Annotated in this window: 13 protein-coding genes; 3 read left to right on the top strand and 10 right to left on the bottom strand. The window is 59.6% G+C overall.

Annotation, left to right across the window (positions count from 1 at the left end; translation table 11 throughout):
• Positions 1-114: 114 nt before the first annotated feature.
• From ACYZUA_RS00310 to ACYZUA_RS00285, 6 genes are read right to left on the bottom strand one after another with little or no spacing between them, the layout of a single operon-like run.
• The gene (locus tag ACYZUA_RS00310; RefSeq protein ID WP_461961639.1) at positions 115-1,797 is read right to left on the bottom strand and encodes an AMP-binding protein; all 1,683 of its coding nucleotides are present in this window, start codon (positions 1,795-1,797) and stop codon (positions 115-117) included.
• The gene (locus ACYZUA_RS00305) at positions 1,794-2,339 is read right to left on the bottom strand and encodes a COG4648 family protein (protein WP_461961638.1); all 546 of its coding nucleotides are present in this window, start codon (positions 2,337-2,339) and stop codon (positions 1,794-1,796) included. Before ACYZUA_RS00305 ends, ACYZUA_RS00310 begins: the two co-directional genes overlap by 4 nt.
• Positions 2,336-2,590, bottom strand: a complete 255-nt coding sequence (locus ACYZUA_RS00300) for an acyl carrier protein (RefSeq protein ID WP_007992314.1) — start codon at positions 2,588-2,590, stop codon at positions 2,336-2,338. Before ACYZUA_RS00300 ends, ACYZUA_RS00305 begins: the two co-directional genes overlap by 4 nt.
• A gap of 9 nt (positions 2,591-2,599) precedes the next feature.
• Positions 2,600-2,860: a phosphopantetheine-binding protein gene (locus tag ACYZUA_RS00295; protein WP_008149626.1), complete on the bottom strand. Its 261-nt coding sequence runs from the start codon at positions 2,858-2,860 to the stop codon at positions 2,600-2,602.
• On the bottom strand, positions 2,841-3,650 hold the full coding sequence (locus ACYZUA_RS00290) for a lysophospholipid acyltransferase family protein (protein ID WP_461961637.1): 810 nt from the start codon (positions 3,648-3,650) through the stop codon (positions 2,841-2,843). Before ACYZUA_RS00290 ends, ACYZUA_RS00295 begins: the two co-directional genes overlap by 20 nt.
• Complete coding sequence (locus tag ACYZUA_RS00285) at positions 3,626-4,351, bottom strand: beta-ketoacyl synthase chain length factor (protein WP_461961636.1); 726 nt, start codon at positions 4,349-4,351, stop codon at positions 3,626-3,628. The genes ACYZUA_RS00290 and ACYZUA_RS00285 overlap by 25 nt, the downstream gene beginning before the upstream one ends.
• 332 nt (positions 4,352-4,683) lie before the next feature.
• Between ACYZUA_RS00285 and ACYZUA_RS00280 the strand changes: the two genes are divergently transcribed.
• Positions 4,684-5,454 carry a ParA family protein gene (locus ACYZUA_RS00280; protein WP_223431087.1) on the top strand — a complete coding sequence of 257 codons (771 nt, stop codon included), beginning with the start codon at positions 4,684-4,686 and terminating at the stop codon, positions 5,452-5,454.
• A 131-nt stretch (positions 5,455-5,585) separates the two neighbouring features.
• On the opposite strand, the gene trxC is transcribed toward ACYZUA_RS00280, so the two are convergent.
• A complete protein-coding gene (gene trxC, locus ACYZUA_RS00275; RefSeq protein WP_056741233.1) occupies positions 5,586-6,020 on the bottom strand; it encodes a thioredoxin TrxC in 435 nt (144 codons plus the stop codon).
• Between the two features lie 195 nt (positions 6,021-6,215).
• On the opposite strand from trxC, the gene ACYZUA_RS00270 reads away from it, so the two are divergent.
• A complete protein-coding gene (locus ACYZUA_RS00270) occupies positions 6,216-6,512 on the top strand; it encodes a type II toxin-antitoxin system HigB family toxin (protein ID WP_461961635.1) in 297 nt (98 codons plus the stop codon).
• The gene (locus tag ACYZUA_RS00265; protein WP_461961634.1) at positions 6,509-6,910 is read left to right on the top strand and encodes a helix-turn-helix domain-containing protein; all 402 of its coding nucleotides are present in this window, start codon (positions 6,509-6,511) and stop codon (positions 6,908-6,910) included. The genes ACYZUA_RS00270 and ACYZUA_RS00265 overlap by 4 nt, the downstream gene beginning before the upstream one ends.
• 6 nt (positions 6,911-6,916) lie before the next feature.
• Here the strand turns inward: ACYZUA_RS00265 and selO are convergent, their stop codons facing one another.
• From selO to ACYZUA_RS00250, 3 genes are read right to left on the bottom strand one after another with little or no spacing between them, the layout of a single operon-like run.
• On the bottom strand, positions 6,917-8,380 hold the full coding sequence (selO, locus tag ACYZUA_RS00260) for a protein adenylyltransferase SelO (RefSeq protein WP_461961633.1): 1,464 nt from the start codon (positions 8,378-8,380) through the stop codon (positions 6,917-6,919).
• 48 nt (positions 8,381-8,428) lie between these two features.
• On the bottom strand, positions 8,429-11,779 hold the full coding sequence (gene mscK / locus ACYZUA_RS00255; RefSeq protein WP_461961632.1) for a mechanosensitive channel MscK: 3,351 nt from the start codon (positions 11,777-11,779) through the stop codon (positions 8,429-8,431).
• Positions 11,780-11,813: 34 nt separating this feature from the next.
• Positions 11,814-13,556: a potassium/proton antiporter gene (locus tag ACYZUA_RS00250; RefSeq protein WP_461961631.1), complete on the bottom strand. Its 1,743-nt coding sequence runs from the start codon at positions 13,554-13,556 to the stop codon at positions 11,814-11,816.
• Between the last annotated feature and the right edge of the window lie 696 nt (positions 13,557-14,252).

Raw genomic sequence — 14,252 nt, 5'->3', positions numbered from 1 at the left:
ACACCGAGGCGCCCGCATCGCGAGCAGGCTCGCTCCCACAGGGGATTCGTGTAGGTCGCAGATCCAGTGTGGGAGCGAGCCTGCTCGCGATTGAGTGCGCAGCACTCACCAAGGTCATGCATCGCTTGAGGCCTCCAGCAAGATCCGCCCACTGGAGCAGGTCGCGGTCTCGTTGCGATAGGTGAAATACAACTTGTTGCGCGTCGGATCGAAGCGCAGGTGCAGCTGGACTTCATCGCCAGGGCGCACCAGTTGCTGGAATTTCAGCACTTCCATGCCGGCGAATTTTGCCGGCAGGTCCATCAATTGCTGACCCAGCGTTAACGCCCATTCCACTTGCACCACACCGGGCAATACCGGCGTCTGAGGAAAGTGACCGCTGAAGTAGGCGAGGTCGGGTGGTATCGCCAGTTGCAGGTTCCATTCGCCATCGACTTCGACCTGATTCAGCACTTCCGGCGCCTTTGGGCGCGGCGCCAGCAGCAGGGCTTCAACGGTGGCCTGGGGCAGTTTGCCCTGAGCGTTCAGCGGCAGTTGCCGCAGCAGGCGCCAGCGTCGTGGCAACGCCAGGGCTTCGCAATGCTGACTCAAATGCTGACGCAGTTCTTGCGTGAGGGTGCGCCGACCCTGATTGCGCAAGGCATGCAAGCCTGACTCGGTCAGCACCAGCAGCGCGCCCAACGAAGCGCGGTTTTCCTGAACCACGCCAAGACGCGCTTCGGCGACCCAGTCGTGGGCCATTAAGGCCTGTTCCAGCATGGGTAGAGAGATACGTTTTTCTTCCAGTTTGACGATCCGGTCCAGCCGTCCGAGCAGTTCGAATCGGCCGTCGGCAGCGATTCGCGCGGCGTCCGCGGTGTGTTCGATGTGCCCGGGAGGCAAGTACGGCGAAGCAATGAGCAGCGCACCGTCGCTGTCCTGGCTCAACTCGATGTCCGCAAAGGGCTGCCAGAGCGCGTGGCCCTGACGCCAGGCGATGCCGCCGGTTTCCGAACTGCCGAGGATTTCTGTCGGCCATTGCTGCAGGCGTTGCTGAAGGCTTTGTGCGGCCTCGGCCGGTAATGCACCACCGGAAGAAAATACTCGGCGAACCGCACTTAATGCGGGCCAGTCGAGGTTGTCGCCCATGCGCTTGAGCAGCGCCGGGCTGGCGACCCAGGCGAACACCGGGTGTTCGCGGCTGGCGCGCTGCAGGTCTTCAGGGAAAGCCAGCTGCTTGCGCGCAAACGAGCGCCCGGCGCACAGCGGCCACAGTACTCGAAACAACAATCCGTAAATATGCTGAGTGGCGACGCTGCCGATGATGCAAGCCGCGCCAAGATCGGCGCCCCAGAGCTGCTCCAGCGCTTCGACTTCATTGGCCAGTTGGCGCAGGGTTTTGTCGATGCGCTTGGGCTCGCCACTGGAGCCGGACGTGCACAGGCTCAAGGAACAGCGATCCAGATCCAGTGCGGCCGCCATCAACGGCGGATGCCGGTAATCGCTCAGGTGTGCGTCATCGGCCTGATCGGTCAGCCACAGATCGACTTCGGTCGACCAGCGCTGGCGAGTCTGGGGTTGCAGGTCTGCGGGCAGCAGCACGCTGACCCCGGCACGCCAGGCACCGAGCAGGGCAATCGCCAGGTCGGCGGCGTCCTCAAGGTGCACGACAATGCGCCGCACACCCTGGGCTTGCAGGCCCGCGGCGAGGCTCAACGCCTGTTCGCACAGCTGTGCGTGATTCAGTGTCGGTCCGGCCGTCACGGCACGTTCCGGTTGCGCCTTGAGCAACAGGTGCTCAAGTTTTATCCAATTCATGGGTGGCCTCGTACCCGTTGTCGTATCAGCCATTCAATGGCAAACAGCAGGCCCATCAATCCGTAGGAAATCAGGCCGGTGTACAACATCCACCAACTCAGCGGCGCCCAGAGGGTCAGGGCGGCGGCGAGCAAACCGTTAAAGAAGAAAAACACGCACCAGACGATCGTTACCTGGCGGGTATAAACAATCGCCTTGGCCGGCAGTTGCGGTTCACGCAATCGCGCCAGGCGTTCGATGATCGGCGGGCCAACGATCAAGCTCAGGCCAAACAGCCCGAGCATGAACGCACTGATCAGCACCGGGTACCAGCGCAGCAACAGCGGGCTGTCGAACAGCGCCAGCAACAGGCAAAAAGCAATTGCTGTGACCGCCATCCACAAACTGCCGGGCTTGCGCGTACCGAGCAGTGCCCGGGCCAGCCACAGGCTGCCCAGCAGCAGACCGAACTGCCACGGCGCGAAATGTTCCATGCCGAAATACACCGCGAAGGGGTACAGCAGGCCCGCCAGCAGCAGGCCGAGGCCGATCAGTCGGCTCATGCGGCCGGCTGAACCAGACGGTAGACCGCCTCGACCACATCGCTGACGGTACGCACCGATTTGAACTCTTCGGCGGCGATTTTCTTGCCGGTCTGGCGTTTGATGTGATCGATCAGGTCGACCGCATCAATGCTGTCGATTTCCAGATCCTGATACAGGTTGGATTCGAGGCTTACGCGCTCGGGGTCCAGCTCGAAGAGTTCGACCAGAGCATCGCGCAGGGTGTTGAAGATGTCGTCACGAGTTTGCATGGTCCGGTCTCAAGCTGCCTGTTTTGCAGTGACGAACGCCGCAAGGCTCGCCACGTTGCTGAAGTGATTGCGGGTGTCTTTGGCGTCGGCGTCGATTTTGATGCCGTACTTTTTCTGAATGGCCAGGCCGAGTTCCAGTGCATCTACCGAATCCAGGCCCAGGCCTTCGCCGAACAGCGTCTGGTCGTCGCCGATGTCTTGTGCGCTGATGTCTTCAAGGCCCAGGGCGTCGATGATCAGTTCTTTGATTTCACGGTGTAGATCGCTCATCTTCGGCGAGCTCCTTAATATAGTAATGATGCAGATAGTCATTGAGCTTGCGCGAGGCCTGAGGAGCAGGGCCCAGCGAGGCGAAGGCTTGTGGATCTATATCGGCCCCGACACGGAAACTGAAGTGCACTCGGCGTTTGGGGATCCGATACCAGGGCTCGGCCTTTGTCAACGTGGTCGGGCTGACCTTGATGATCACCGGGGTGAGGATTTTCGCACCCCGTAGAGCGATTGCAGCAGCACCCCGATGGAAGGCTGGCGCCTGGCCGGGCTGAGTGCGGGTGCCTTCAGGAAAGATGATCAGGGTCTGGCCGCTTTTCAGCGCGTCGGCAGCGGCATCGAGCATGTCCATGCTGCCGTCGTTACTGATGTATTCGATGCAGCGCAGCGGGCCGCGGGTAAAGGGGTTCTCCCAGAGGCTTTTCTTGACCACGCAGTTGGCGTGGCGCACCAGTCCGATCAGGAACACCACATCAATCAGTGACGGGTGATTGGCGATGATCATTTGCCCCGGTCGACCGAGCTTTTCGGCGCCCTGGATGTCGTAAGTCAGCACGCCGGTGCGGGCCATGAACCGCACAAAAAACCAGAACAGGCGGGCGACGGTGTGCCGCGCTCGCTGCCGGTGTGTCCGGGCGTCGCCGGGCAGGCAATTCAGCAGTGGAAAAACCACAAGCCGCAGGCACAGCCCGCCCAACCCGAACAGGGTGAAGCTTGCGGCGGTAGCCAGCAGGCGCCAGTAGTAGGCGTCGCGGTTTTTTTCGGTTACAGGTTGCGTTGCCAGGTCCATACACGATTTTTCCAGGCATGTTGGCAGGTGGTCTGCTGGCCGAGCAGGGTACGCAATAGGTTCAGGGCATGGGGCCAGTGGGCTTTGGACAACTCATCCGCGGCGCTGTTCAGGGACAGCTGCCAGTCGTTTCCGGGGGTGATCAGCAGGCCGACCGCATAAGGGAACGGCACGTCGTCGATCCAGGTCGAGTAGGCTTCGGGCGGTTGCTCTTCGGTGACGATCAGCAGTACCGCGGGAGCCCCCTCGGAAAGCAACGCCGCAGCCTCTAGCATGCCGTGTTCAAGACCATCGCCGGCTGCCGCGAGGGCGGTCATTTCGCTGGTTTCGCCGCGCATGATCGACCACAGGCCGATGATCGCGTTGTGCACCGACAGGCTGAATTGAGTCGGCGACAGCGGCTGATCGGCAGCCAGATCGCTGAGGATATCGAAAGTACGCGGGGTTTCACCGTGGCGAGAAATAAAGACCAACGGTAGGTCCTGGCGGCCATTGGCCAAGGGCCAACCGACACTGAACGCCATCCGCGCCAGACGACTGAGTCGCCGGCGCTGCATGGCCGGCAGAAACGAGACGTCGGGTGCGGCATCGCTGCTCGCAAGCACGACCGACTGTCGGCTCCAGGCCTGCCAATCGTCCACGCTTTCGAGCCCAGGGGCCCACGCGCGCCATTGGGCGATGTTGAAATTGATCACAGACATTCATCCCGCCCTTGCGGGCTTCTTTGACGCGGTGAGTCGCAAAAAACGCGAACTACCTTACGTGGCGCTTAGCACCGAGTGGCGCGCATTATCCCGTTGCGGCGGGCGTCTAGCAAATGATGGTTACATTTTGCTCAATGAAATGTACCGGTTGGTTCGTGCATGGCTGTCATTTGGCCATTATCCGCATCGTGGTGGATATGTCTGTCGGTACTGGTTGTTTTTTTATTGAGAGATTGCCGCTGACTGTGTAGTCCCGATGCCGGCGAGGTAGCTAAGCAACGCCGTGGACTACTACACTCGGTCATTCTTTGATACACGGAGGTTTTGACATGCGGCGCGTGGTGTTCAATCAGAAAGGTGGCGTAGGCAAATCCAGCATTGCCTGCAATCTGGCGGCGGTCAGTGCCAGCGAGGGTTATCGCACGCTGTTGGTGGATCTCGATGCCCAGGCCAACTCCACACAGTACCTGACGGGCCTCACCGGTAATGACATTCCGATGGGGATCGCCGATTTTTTTAAACAGACCCTGTCTTCCGGACCGTTCTCGAAGAAAAACCAGGTCGATATCTACGAAACCCCCTTCGACAACCTCCATGTCATCACTGCCACTGCCGAGCTGGCTGACTTGCAGCCCAAGCTTGAGGCCAAACACAAGATCAACAAGCTGCGCAAATTGCTCGAGGAACTGGACGGCGATTACGACCGGATCTACCTCGATACCCCGCCAGCGCTGAATTTTTACGCGGTATCTGCGTTGATTGCCGCTGATCGTGTGCTGATTCCATTCGATTGCGACAGCTTCTCGCGCCAGGCGCTGTACGGCCTGTTGGCGGAAATCGAAGAATTGAAGGACGACCACAACGAAGGACTGGAAGTCGAAGGGATTGTCGTCAACCAGTTCCAGGCTCGCGCCAGTCTGCCCCAGCAAATCCTAGACGAACTGATCGCCGAAGGCCTGCCGGTGTTACCGGTGTACCTGGGCAGCTCGGTGCGCATGCGCGAATCCCACCAGGCCAACACGCCGCTGATCCACCTCGACCCGCGTCATAAGCTGACGCAGCAATTCGTCGATCTGCACAACCTGCTGGAAAATGCCTGATTGCGTCAATGACGCCCAATCACTGTGGGAGCGAGCCTGCTCGCGATAGCGTCGTGTCAGTTGATATAAACGTTGACTGACACACCGCTATCGCGAGCAGGCTCGCTCCCACAATTGGATATGCATTGCTTTCAGATACCCTGACTGCGCAACCAGCTCATCAACTGCGGTAACGGGAAGGCGCCGCTCTGACGCGCCACTTCCCGGCCGTTCTTGAACAGAATCAGACTCGGGATCGAACGGATCCCCAACTGCGCCGACAACTGCTGGTTTGCCTCGCTGTCCAGCTTGGCCAGTCGACACTTGCCTGCCAATTGCACTGCCGCCTGCTCGAACACTGGCGCAAACGACTTACACGGCCCACACCACTCCGCCCAAACGTCCACCAGCAACGGCAGATCGCCTTTGATCTGGCTGGCGTAATCGCTTTGCTTCAGTTCGAAGGGTTTGTTCAGCAGGACTTCGGCTTTGCAGCGACCGCATTTTGGATGGTCGTTGAGGCGCTCGGCGGGGATGCGGTTGAGGCCGTTGCAGTGGGGGCAGGGGATGAGGAGTGGGTCGGTCATGCGGATGATCCTGTAAAGAAGCCTATGACTTCTATGTGGAGACGTCTGCTCACATTTTCAATCGTGCAGCGTCCGGCGATAAAACTAGGCTGAGTCGTACTGAGCGAGACCGTTGGTCTGCTCAGGATTATCGCAACTTGCGATATTTTTTGTCTGTGATTAACTCCCCATAGCAGAATGCGATAAGGATGTTGCATGCATGTCATCACCGAAAAACGAATACGTGAAGCCAAGACCAAATGGCCAAAGACAGCTTCCGCATTGGATCATTGGTATCAAGTGGCCAAAGGAAGCAAACCGTCGGATTTCGCGGCGATGCGGGCCCTATTTCCTGCTATCGACAAGGTGGGTGAATTTCACGTTTTTGATATCGGTGGCAACAAGTTGCGGCTGATCGCTTTTGTCAGGTATCGATCGCAAAAGCTTTATATCAAGCATGTGCTGGATCACCGCGAATATGACCGCGGAAAATGGAAGGAGGAAAAAGCATGAGTGTTCTGATCAAAAGAGCTGCCGAGCATTGGGAGTTTGTCTCGCCTGTGCTGCGCAAACCAGAAAATGAAGATGACTATGACATGTTGGCGCAGGCGCTAGACGAGTTGCTCGAGATGACGGGCGATGATGAGTCGCATCCGCTGATGAGTCTGGTGGATATCATTGGTGACTGGATTGAAGACTGGGATCACAAGCATCACCCAATGCCGAAGCCCAGCGGTGTAGACGTTCTCGGCTATATGATGCGCGAACACGGTCTGAACCAGGGCGATCTGCCCGGCGTCGGCACCCAATCGGTGGTATCCGAGATCTTGAGCGGCAAGCGTCAGCTCAACCTGCGGCAGATCCGCTGGTTGGCCGAGCGCTTCGGAGTGTCGGTGGAGACCTTTATCTGACCGGGCTCACGAAGAGCAACTGATCTCCAGATGCTTGCCCCACTCCGGCGGCCGCTCGGCATAGCTCTCCATCCCCGGCTGCTCCTCGAACGGATTACTCAGCACCGCGTGCAACCGACGAACCTCTGAATAGTCGCCGCTCTCCGCCGCATCAATGGCTTTCTGCGCCAGGTAGTTGCGCAGGATGTACAGCGGATTGACCGCATGCATCCGTTTGCGGCGTTGTTCCTGATCAACCTCGCCTTCACGCTTTACCCGGGCGATGTAGAGCTCGCCCCAGGCATCGAAGCCTTTGATGTCGACGAAGTTATCGCGCAAGCGGGCGACGGCCAGTTCAGGTGATTCTTCCCCCAAACGGCGGAAAAACAGGCTGTAGTCGACGCCACTGTTCTGCATCAGTTGCAGCAGGTGCTCCAGCAGTTTCTGGTCATCATCTTCGGCCTTGGTGAAACCGAGGCGGCGGCGCATCAGGTCCAGGTAATGGGCCTGGTACAGCGGGAAGTACAGGCCGAGGGTTTCACGCAGGGCTTCGACACTGATGAACGGCGTCAGGGCCTGGGCGAGGGCGCTAAGGTTCCACTGGCCGATCGGCACCTGGTTGCTGTAGGAGTAACGGCCCTGGTCATCGGAGTGGTTGCAGATGAAGTGGGCGTCGAAGTCGTCGAGGAAGGCGAACGGGCCGTAGTCGAAGGTAATGCCGAGGATCGACATGTTGTCGGTGTTCATCACGCCGTGGCAGAAGCCATAGGCCTGCCATTTGGCGATCAGTTCGGCGTTGCGCTCGACGATTTCGCGAAACATCGCCAGGTACGGTTCCGGCTGTTCCAGGCATTCCGGGAAATGCATGGCCAGCACGTGATCGCCGAGTTCTTTCTGCTTCTCGGGACGTTTGGTGTAGTAGAAATATTCGAAATGTCCGAAACGCACATGGCTTGGCGCCATGCGCAGGACCATGGCCGCGCGTTCCTGCTTCTCGCGCCACACCGGCGTGTCGGAGCCGATCACGCATAGGGCGCGGGTGGTCGGGATGTTCAGGGCATTCAGCGCTTCGGAGGCAAGAAATTCGCGGATCGAGGACCGCAGGACCGCCCGCCCGTCACCCATGCGCGAAAAAGGCGTCTGGCCGGCACCCTTGAGGTGCAGGTCCCAATGCTCGCCGGCCTCGTTGTAGACCTCGCCCAGCAACAGACCTCGGCCATCGCCCAGCTGTGGGTTGTAGGAGCCGAACTGATGACCTGAATAGACCATCGCCCTCGGGATCGCGTCAGCCCAGAGCTTATGGCCGCTGAACAGTTCGGCGAACTCAGGGGTTTCGGCCACGGCAGGGTCGAGATCGAGCAGTGCCATGGCGGCGGGGCTGGCCACCACCAGGCGCGGGTTGTCGATCGGCTCGGGCAGCACGTGGGTGGAAAACGTATCGCCCAGGCGGGCGAAACGATTATCGAAGGTCAGTTCGTCGAGGGCTTTCAAGGGCCATCTCCAGCAGAATGTCCGAGCATTCTGCTAGGGATAAGCCGCTTAGTCGAGCTTGGCCGAGGGTGGCTCTAGCGGGGATTTGCTATCAACCAGCGGCACGATGGTTTTGGCTTCAGGCTCGATGGGCACCATTTTGTATTCCTGGCCGTGAAGGTTCTTGAGGTAAACCTCCATCTGCCGGAACGAGATGTTGATGCGCTGCTTCTTGAACTCGCGATTGATGAAGCGGTTGACCTCATCGAGCACCGGGTTACGGTCGCCGAGGTCGCGCACATGCATGCGCAACTCGTGGTCGAGGGTGCTTTCGCCGAAGTTCAGGAAGTACACGTGGGGTTCCGGGTCTTTCAACACTCGCGGGTTATCGCGCGCGGCCTTGAGCAGCAATTCCTTGACCAGGTCCAGGTCCGAGCCGTAATCGACACCGAGCTTGAGGGTCACTCGGGTGATGGTGTCGGTCAGGGACCAGTTGATCAGTTGCCCGGTGATGAACGTCTTGTTCGGGACAATGATGTCCTTGCGGTCGAAGTCGGTGATGGTCGTGGCGCGGATGCGGATCTTGCTCACCGTACCGGACAGGTTACCAATGGTGATGGTGTCGCCGATCCGCACCGGACGTTCGAACAGGATCATGATCCCGGAGATGAAGTTGGCGAAGATTTCCTGCATCCCGAAGCCAAGCCCCACCGACAGCGCCGCCACCAGCCATTGCAACTTGTCCCAACTCACTCCGAGTGTCGACAGGGTCGAGACGAAACCGATGCCCGCGATCACGTAAGACAGCAAGGTGGTGGTGGCGTACGCACTGCCCTGAGCCAGGTTCAGCTTCGACAGCACCAATACTTCCAGCAACCCCGGCAAGTTGCGCGCGAGGGCGAAGGTGATGCCGATGATGATCAGCGCGCCGAGCATGTCGCCAATGCTGATCGGCACCATGCTCATGTTGGCGCCGGTGCCGCTGGTGTATTCATAAAGGGTGATGTTGTCCAGGTAGGAGAACACCGAGATCAGGTCCGACCAGACCCAGTACAACGCCGCGATGAAACCGCCAAGCAGCGCCAGGCGGATCAGGCGCAGGGACTGTTCGTTGACCTTCTCGATGTCCAGCGTTGGCTCTTCGATCACTGCTTCGCCATCGCCAGCTTCTTTCGCGGCCTGGCGTTTGGCCAGGGCGCGCTGGTAGGCCAGGCGGCGTGCCGCAACGCTGAGGCCGCGCACGAAGGTGGCCTCGATCACCAGCCAGAACATCAGCAGGTAAAGGGTGTTGATCAATCGGTCACTGAGCTTCAGCGCGGTGTAGTAGTAGCCGAAGCACACCGCCACGAACAACGCGACAGGCAGGACGGTGAACATGACCCCTACGGCCTTGCGGAACAGCGAAGCGTTCTGGTGAGTCGGGCTGCTGATCAGCAGGCGGCTGAGCAGCCAGGCCATCAGCGCGTAGCAGGTCAGCACCACCGGCATGCCGAGTACGTCTTCGGCCAGAGTCGCGGGTTGCAGCTCGGCGACTGCCACCACCGCGACCAAGGCCATGACCACCAGCCCGAGTCGACGGACCCAGCCCTGAAGGAATTCGACCTGAGGTTTTTCCCAGCGGAAATGCAGTTCGGCCACGCCACCCGGCGCGAGGATTCGGTAGGCGGTGTAGAACACTAGCCAGGCCTGGGCCATTTGCAGCAGCGCTGCGCCCATGTTCGCATTCTGTCCGCGGGCGTCGATTTGCAAGGCCAGGCCACACAACGCCAGGCCCAGGGAGACCGGCATCGCCAGCAAAATGTTGATCAGGATTGCCTGCGGCGTGTGCCACTGGCTGTCGCGTTTGAAGTGGCCGATGTCCTGGTGAACTTTGCTCAGTCGGGCATACAGGCTTTTGCGCCGCCACAGCAGAGCACCGATCAACAGCGCGAGGGGCAGGAACAGCAGCGGCCGTTGGGTCAGGCCGTCACTTAATTCGCTCAGGCTGGACGCCCACGGCAGCGTGGTGACCTGACGTTCCAGGCGCTCCGGTACGGCGCGCATCCACTCAAGGTCCAGTGGTTTGTTGCTGGGAATCCAGAACATCTGCTCATCGAGGGTCGCCCGCAGGCTTTGCGCGGTGCTGAGCAGTTGCTTCTGATTGAGTTGCAACGTGATGGATTCGTTAAGCACCGCGCTGAGTTCGCGGTTCAGCCGCTCCAGCAGGTCAGCGCGGGTCGTGGCCAGTTCCAGCAGGCTCTTGCGCAATTGCGGGGTGACTTGCTCGGGAGGCTGAGTCGACAGCAGGTTGTCGACGTAGGTCGCCGGGTTGCTGAGCAGTTCCCGTTGCTGGCTGACTTCGAATTGATAGAGGCGAATGTCGGCGATCTGGTCGGCCAGGTCACGGTCGAGCTTGAGGAGTGGCAGGGCCTGTTTCTGTTTGTAGAGAATCTTGGAGAGCAGCAGGCTGCCCTTGAGCACGTTGATCTGCTCGTCCAGCGCCGAGTCGCTCTGGGTCACGTTGTCCAGTTGCTGCTTGGTCTGCAGGTTCTGCTGGGTGACTTCGTTGAGGCGGTCAGTACTCTTGAGCAGGTAGTCCGAGAGTTTCAGGTTGGCCGCGCTTTCGGTCGCCAACAGGCTGCTGCCACCGGACTTCTGCGCTTCGATGGACTGCTGCGTCACCGTCTCCTGGGACTGGGCCAGGCGCTTCTGGTTGATCAGGGTTTGCAGCTCCTGGATTTCCTGATCCAGACGATCGGATTTTTCCGAAAGCAAGTCATGCTGGCTATTGCCCAGGTCCTGCAGTTGATTGTTGCCGGCCAGTTCCTGGCGACGCAACGGGATCAGGGCATTCAGTGCCGCGAGTTCGGCGTTGAGCAGGTCGCGTTGCTCGGGGGTCAAGGTCTTGCCGGCGTCCTTGCCGGCCTTGAGGATGTTGTTGATTTGCTGGATGCGTGTCTGGCTGGTGGAGATTTCGGCCTGTGCGCGCTCGGGGCGGGTCTGGGCGGTAATCACCAGGCTGTTAGCCTCGGCCAAGGCCTTCTGCAGATCGCTTTGCTGGGTGGAGCGCTCGGTGAGCATTTGCTCCAGTTGCTGAATAGGCTCTTTGGCATAGCGCTGCGGTACTGGCAGCACTTTGGAGGCTTTGAGCTTGGTCAGTTCTCGCTGGTTCTCGATGTTCTGCTTTGGGGCGTTGGCCAGTTGCTGCTTGAGATCGGCCAGTTTCTGCTCGTAATCACGCTGGTTGTTGAGCTGTGTCAGCGTGTTTTGCAGAATGCTCTGCAGGGCTTTCTGATCGGCTTCCGGCAATTTGCGGTCGGCGATCTTGTTCAGGTTCGCCTGCACGGCTTCGCTGGACGGCGGTTCGGCCGCTTGCAATGTACCGACAGAAAGACTCAAGCCCAGCAGGGCCGTGATGATAAACGTGCGCAGGGTTGACATAGAGACCGATCGAAAGCGAGACGAAGTGTGGAGTTTAGAGGAACAAGCCCGGGCCGGGGCGACTTCCTTCGGGGAATCTGACGCCCACTTTACCGATCTTGTTCCCTTCCATGACTGCAACGGTCCAAATGGTGTTGTTCCACTCCACCTGGTCACCGACTACTGGGGCACCACCCACTTTCTGGGCAATGAAGTGGCCGAGCGACATGTCCGGATCGATGCCTTCCACTTTCAACCCGTACAGCGCCGCAACCGCGGCCAGCTGGGCGTCTCCTTCGAGTACGAAGTCGCCGAAGAAGCGCAAATCGAGGCCCCGCTGCGGTGCCTGACTGAAGAGTTTTCCGAGGGCTGGAAGGTTATGTTCATGGCCGATTACGCACAGCAAATCGTCGACTTCGAGCACCGTACTACCCGACGGATGGAGCAGTTGCTGACGACGAAACAGGGCTGCAATCCGGGTGCCTTCGGGCATTTTCAGCTCGCGAAGGGGCGAGCCGATGCACCATTTCTCGGCACCGAGGCGATAAACGAACAGCTCCCACTCACTGGTTACGTGCACTTCCAGGGCTGAGCGGGAGATGGGTGCCGGCTCCGGCGGAACGGTCACTTTCAAAAGCTTCGCCACCCACGGCAGGCTCGTACCCTGCACCAGCAGCGACACCAGCACGATAAAGAAGGCGAGGTTGAAATACAGTTGGGCGTTGGGCAGGCCGGCCATCAGCGGGAACACCGCCAGGATGATCGGGACCGCGCCGCGTAACCCGACCCAGGAAATGAACGCCTTCTCGCGCCCATGGAACGCTTTGAACGGCAGCAGACCGACCATTACCGACAGCGGCCGGGCAAACAGAATCATCCACAGCGCCAGGCCCAGAGCGGGCAGGGCAATCGGCAACAAGTCGTGGGGCGTCACCAGCAGCCCCAGCACCAGGAACATGCCGATTTGCGCCAGCCAGGCCATGCCGTCGAGCATGTGCAAAATGCCGTGACGGCTGCGCACCGGGCGGTTGCCGATGACCAGGCCGCACAGGTAAACCGCTAAAAAGCCGCTGCCGTGCAAGGCATTGGTCAGGGCAAACACGACCAATCCGCCGGCAATGACCAGGATCGGATACAGGCCGGTGGCCAAGTGGATGCGGTTGACCAGTTGCAGCATGACCCAGCCGCCGCCCAGACCGATGACAGCACCGATACCGAACTCCCGCATAAAGTGCCCGAGCAGGCTCCAGTGCAGACCGGTCTGGCCGCTGGCCAGCATGTCGATCAGGGTCACGGTGAGGAACACCGCCATCGGGTCGTTGCTGCCGGACTCGATCTCGAGAGTGGCGGTCACCCGTTCGTTCAGGCCTTTGCCACCGAGCAGGGAGAACACTGCCGCAGCGTCGGTTGAACCGACAATAGCGCCGATCAGCAGGCCTTGAATGAGGTTCAGGTTGAACAGCCACGCGGCGGCCATGCCGGTCAGCCCGGTGGTGATCAATACCCCGACCGTCGCCAGCGACAGCGCCGGCCATAATGCCACGCGGAAGCTGGAAACCCGGGTGCGCAAGCCGCCGTCGAGCAGGATGACGGCCAGGGCGAGGTTGCCGACCAGATAAGCCGTTGGGTAGTTATCGAAAACAATGCCGGCGCCATCGACGCCGGCCGACATGCCCACCGCGAGGATGATCACCAGAATCGGGATACCGAGGCGCGATGAAAGTGAGCTCACCAGAATGCTCGCACCTACCAGCAACGCGCCGATCAAGAACAGGCTGTTGATGGTCGTCGCATTCAAAGGCAGTACTCCAGAAAGCTGAAAGGCGGGCGCAAACTGACCATGCAGTCTGCGTGCCAGCGATTCTAACCTGTTGAAATGTGATGCTGTCAAAAAGCTTTTGACGGTGTGGTGTTCAGGTTTTTTGTTCGGCTTGCGATCGGCCCCCTCACCCTAACCCTCTCCCCGAGGGGCGAGGGGACTGACCGAGGTGTTTGTGCGAAATATTGCGACCTGAAAAACTCAAGTCGAACTCAGGATTTGAAGAATCCCTGATCTGCTCCCTTTCCCCCTCTCCCCGAGGGGCGAGGGGACTGACCGAAGTGTTTGTGCGAAATATTGCGACCTGAAAAACTCAAGTCGAACTCAGGATTTGAAGAATCCCTGATCGGCTCCCTTTCCCCTCTCCCCGAGGGGCGAGGGGACTGACCGAGGTGTTTGTGCGAAATATTGCGACTTGAAAAACTCAAGTCGAACTCAGGATTTGAAGAATCCCTGATCTGCTCCCTTTCCCCCTCTCCCCGAGGGGCGAGGGGACTGACCGAAGTGTTTGTGCGAAATATTGCGACCTGAAAAACTCAAGTCGAACTCAGGATTTGAAGAATCCCTGATCGGCTCCCTTTCCCCTTTCCCCTTTCCCCTCTCCCCGAGGGGCGAGGGGCGAGGGGACTGACCGAGGTGTTTGTGCGAAATATTGCGACTTGAAAAACTCAAGTC

The sequence above is a fragment of the Pseudomonas sp. LS2P72 genome (genome assembly GCF_054897865.1).
The sequence above is the reverse complement of the archived record's forward strand: the minus strand, read 5'-3'. Positions and strand labels throughout refer to the sequence as shown.

Excerpts from the sequence above, each read along its gene's own strand:
- ACYZUA_RS00310 (WP_461961639.1), bottom strand. The coding sequence starts at position 1,797 with ATGAATTGGATAAAACTTGAGCACCTGTTGCTCAAGGCGCAACCGGAA.
- ACYZUA_RS00305 (WP_461961638.1), bottom strand. The coding sequence starts at position 2,339 with ATGAGCCGACTGATCGGCCTCGGCCTGCTGCTGGCGGGCCTGCTGTAC.
- ACYZUA_RS00300 (WP_007992314.1), bottom strand. The coding sequence starts at position 2,590 with ATGCAAACTCGTGACGACATCTTCAACACCCTGCGCGATGCTCTGGTC.
- ACYZUA_RS00295 (WP_008149626.1), bottom strand. The coding sequence starts at position 2,860 with ATGAGCGATCTACACCGTGAAATCAAAGAACTGATCATCGACGCCCTG.
- ACYZUA_RS00290 (WP_461961637.1), bottom strand. The coding sequence starts at position 3,650 with ATGGACCTGGCAACGCAACCTGTAACCGAAAAAAACCGCGACGCCTAC.
- ACYZUA_RS00285 (WP_461961636.1), bottom strand. The coding sequence starts at position 4,351 with ATGTCTGTGATCAATTTCAACATCGCCCAATGGCGCGCGTGGGCCCCT.
- ACYZUA_RS00280 (WP_223431087.1), top strand. The coding sequence starts at position 4,684 with ATGCGGCGCGTGGTGTTCAATCAGAAAGGTGGCGTAGGCAAATCCAGC.
- trxC (WP_056741233.1), bottom strand. The coding sequence starts at position 6,020 with ATGACCGACCCACTCCTCATCCCCTGCCCCCACTGCAACGGCCTCAAC.
- ACYZUA_RS00270 (WP_461961635.1), top strand. The coding sequence starts at position 6,216 with ATGCATGTCATCACCGAAAAACGAATACGTGAAGCCAAGACCAAATGG.
- ACYZUA_RS00265 (WP_461961634.1), top strand. The coding sequence starts at position 6,509 with ATGAGTGTTCTGATCAAAAGAGCTGCCGAGCATTGGGAGTTTGTCTCG.
- mscK (WP_461961632.1), bottom strand. The coding sequence starts at position 11,779 with ATGTCAACCCTGCGCACGTTTATCATCACGGCCCTGCTGGGCTTGAGT.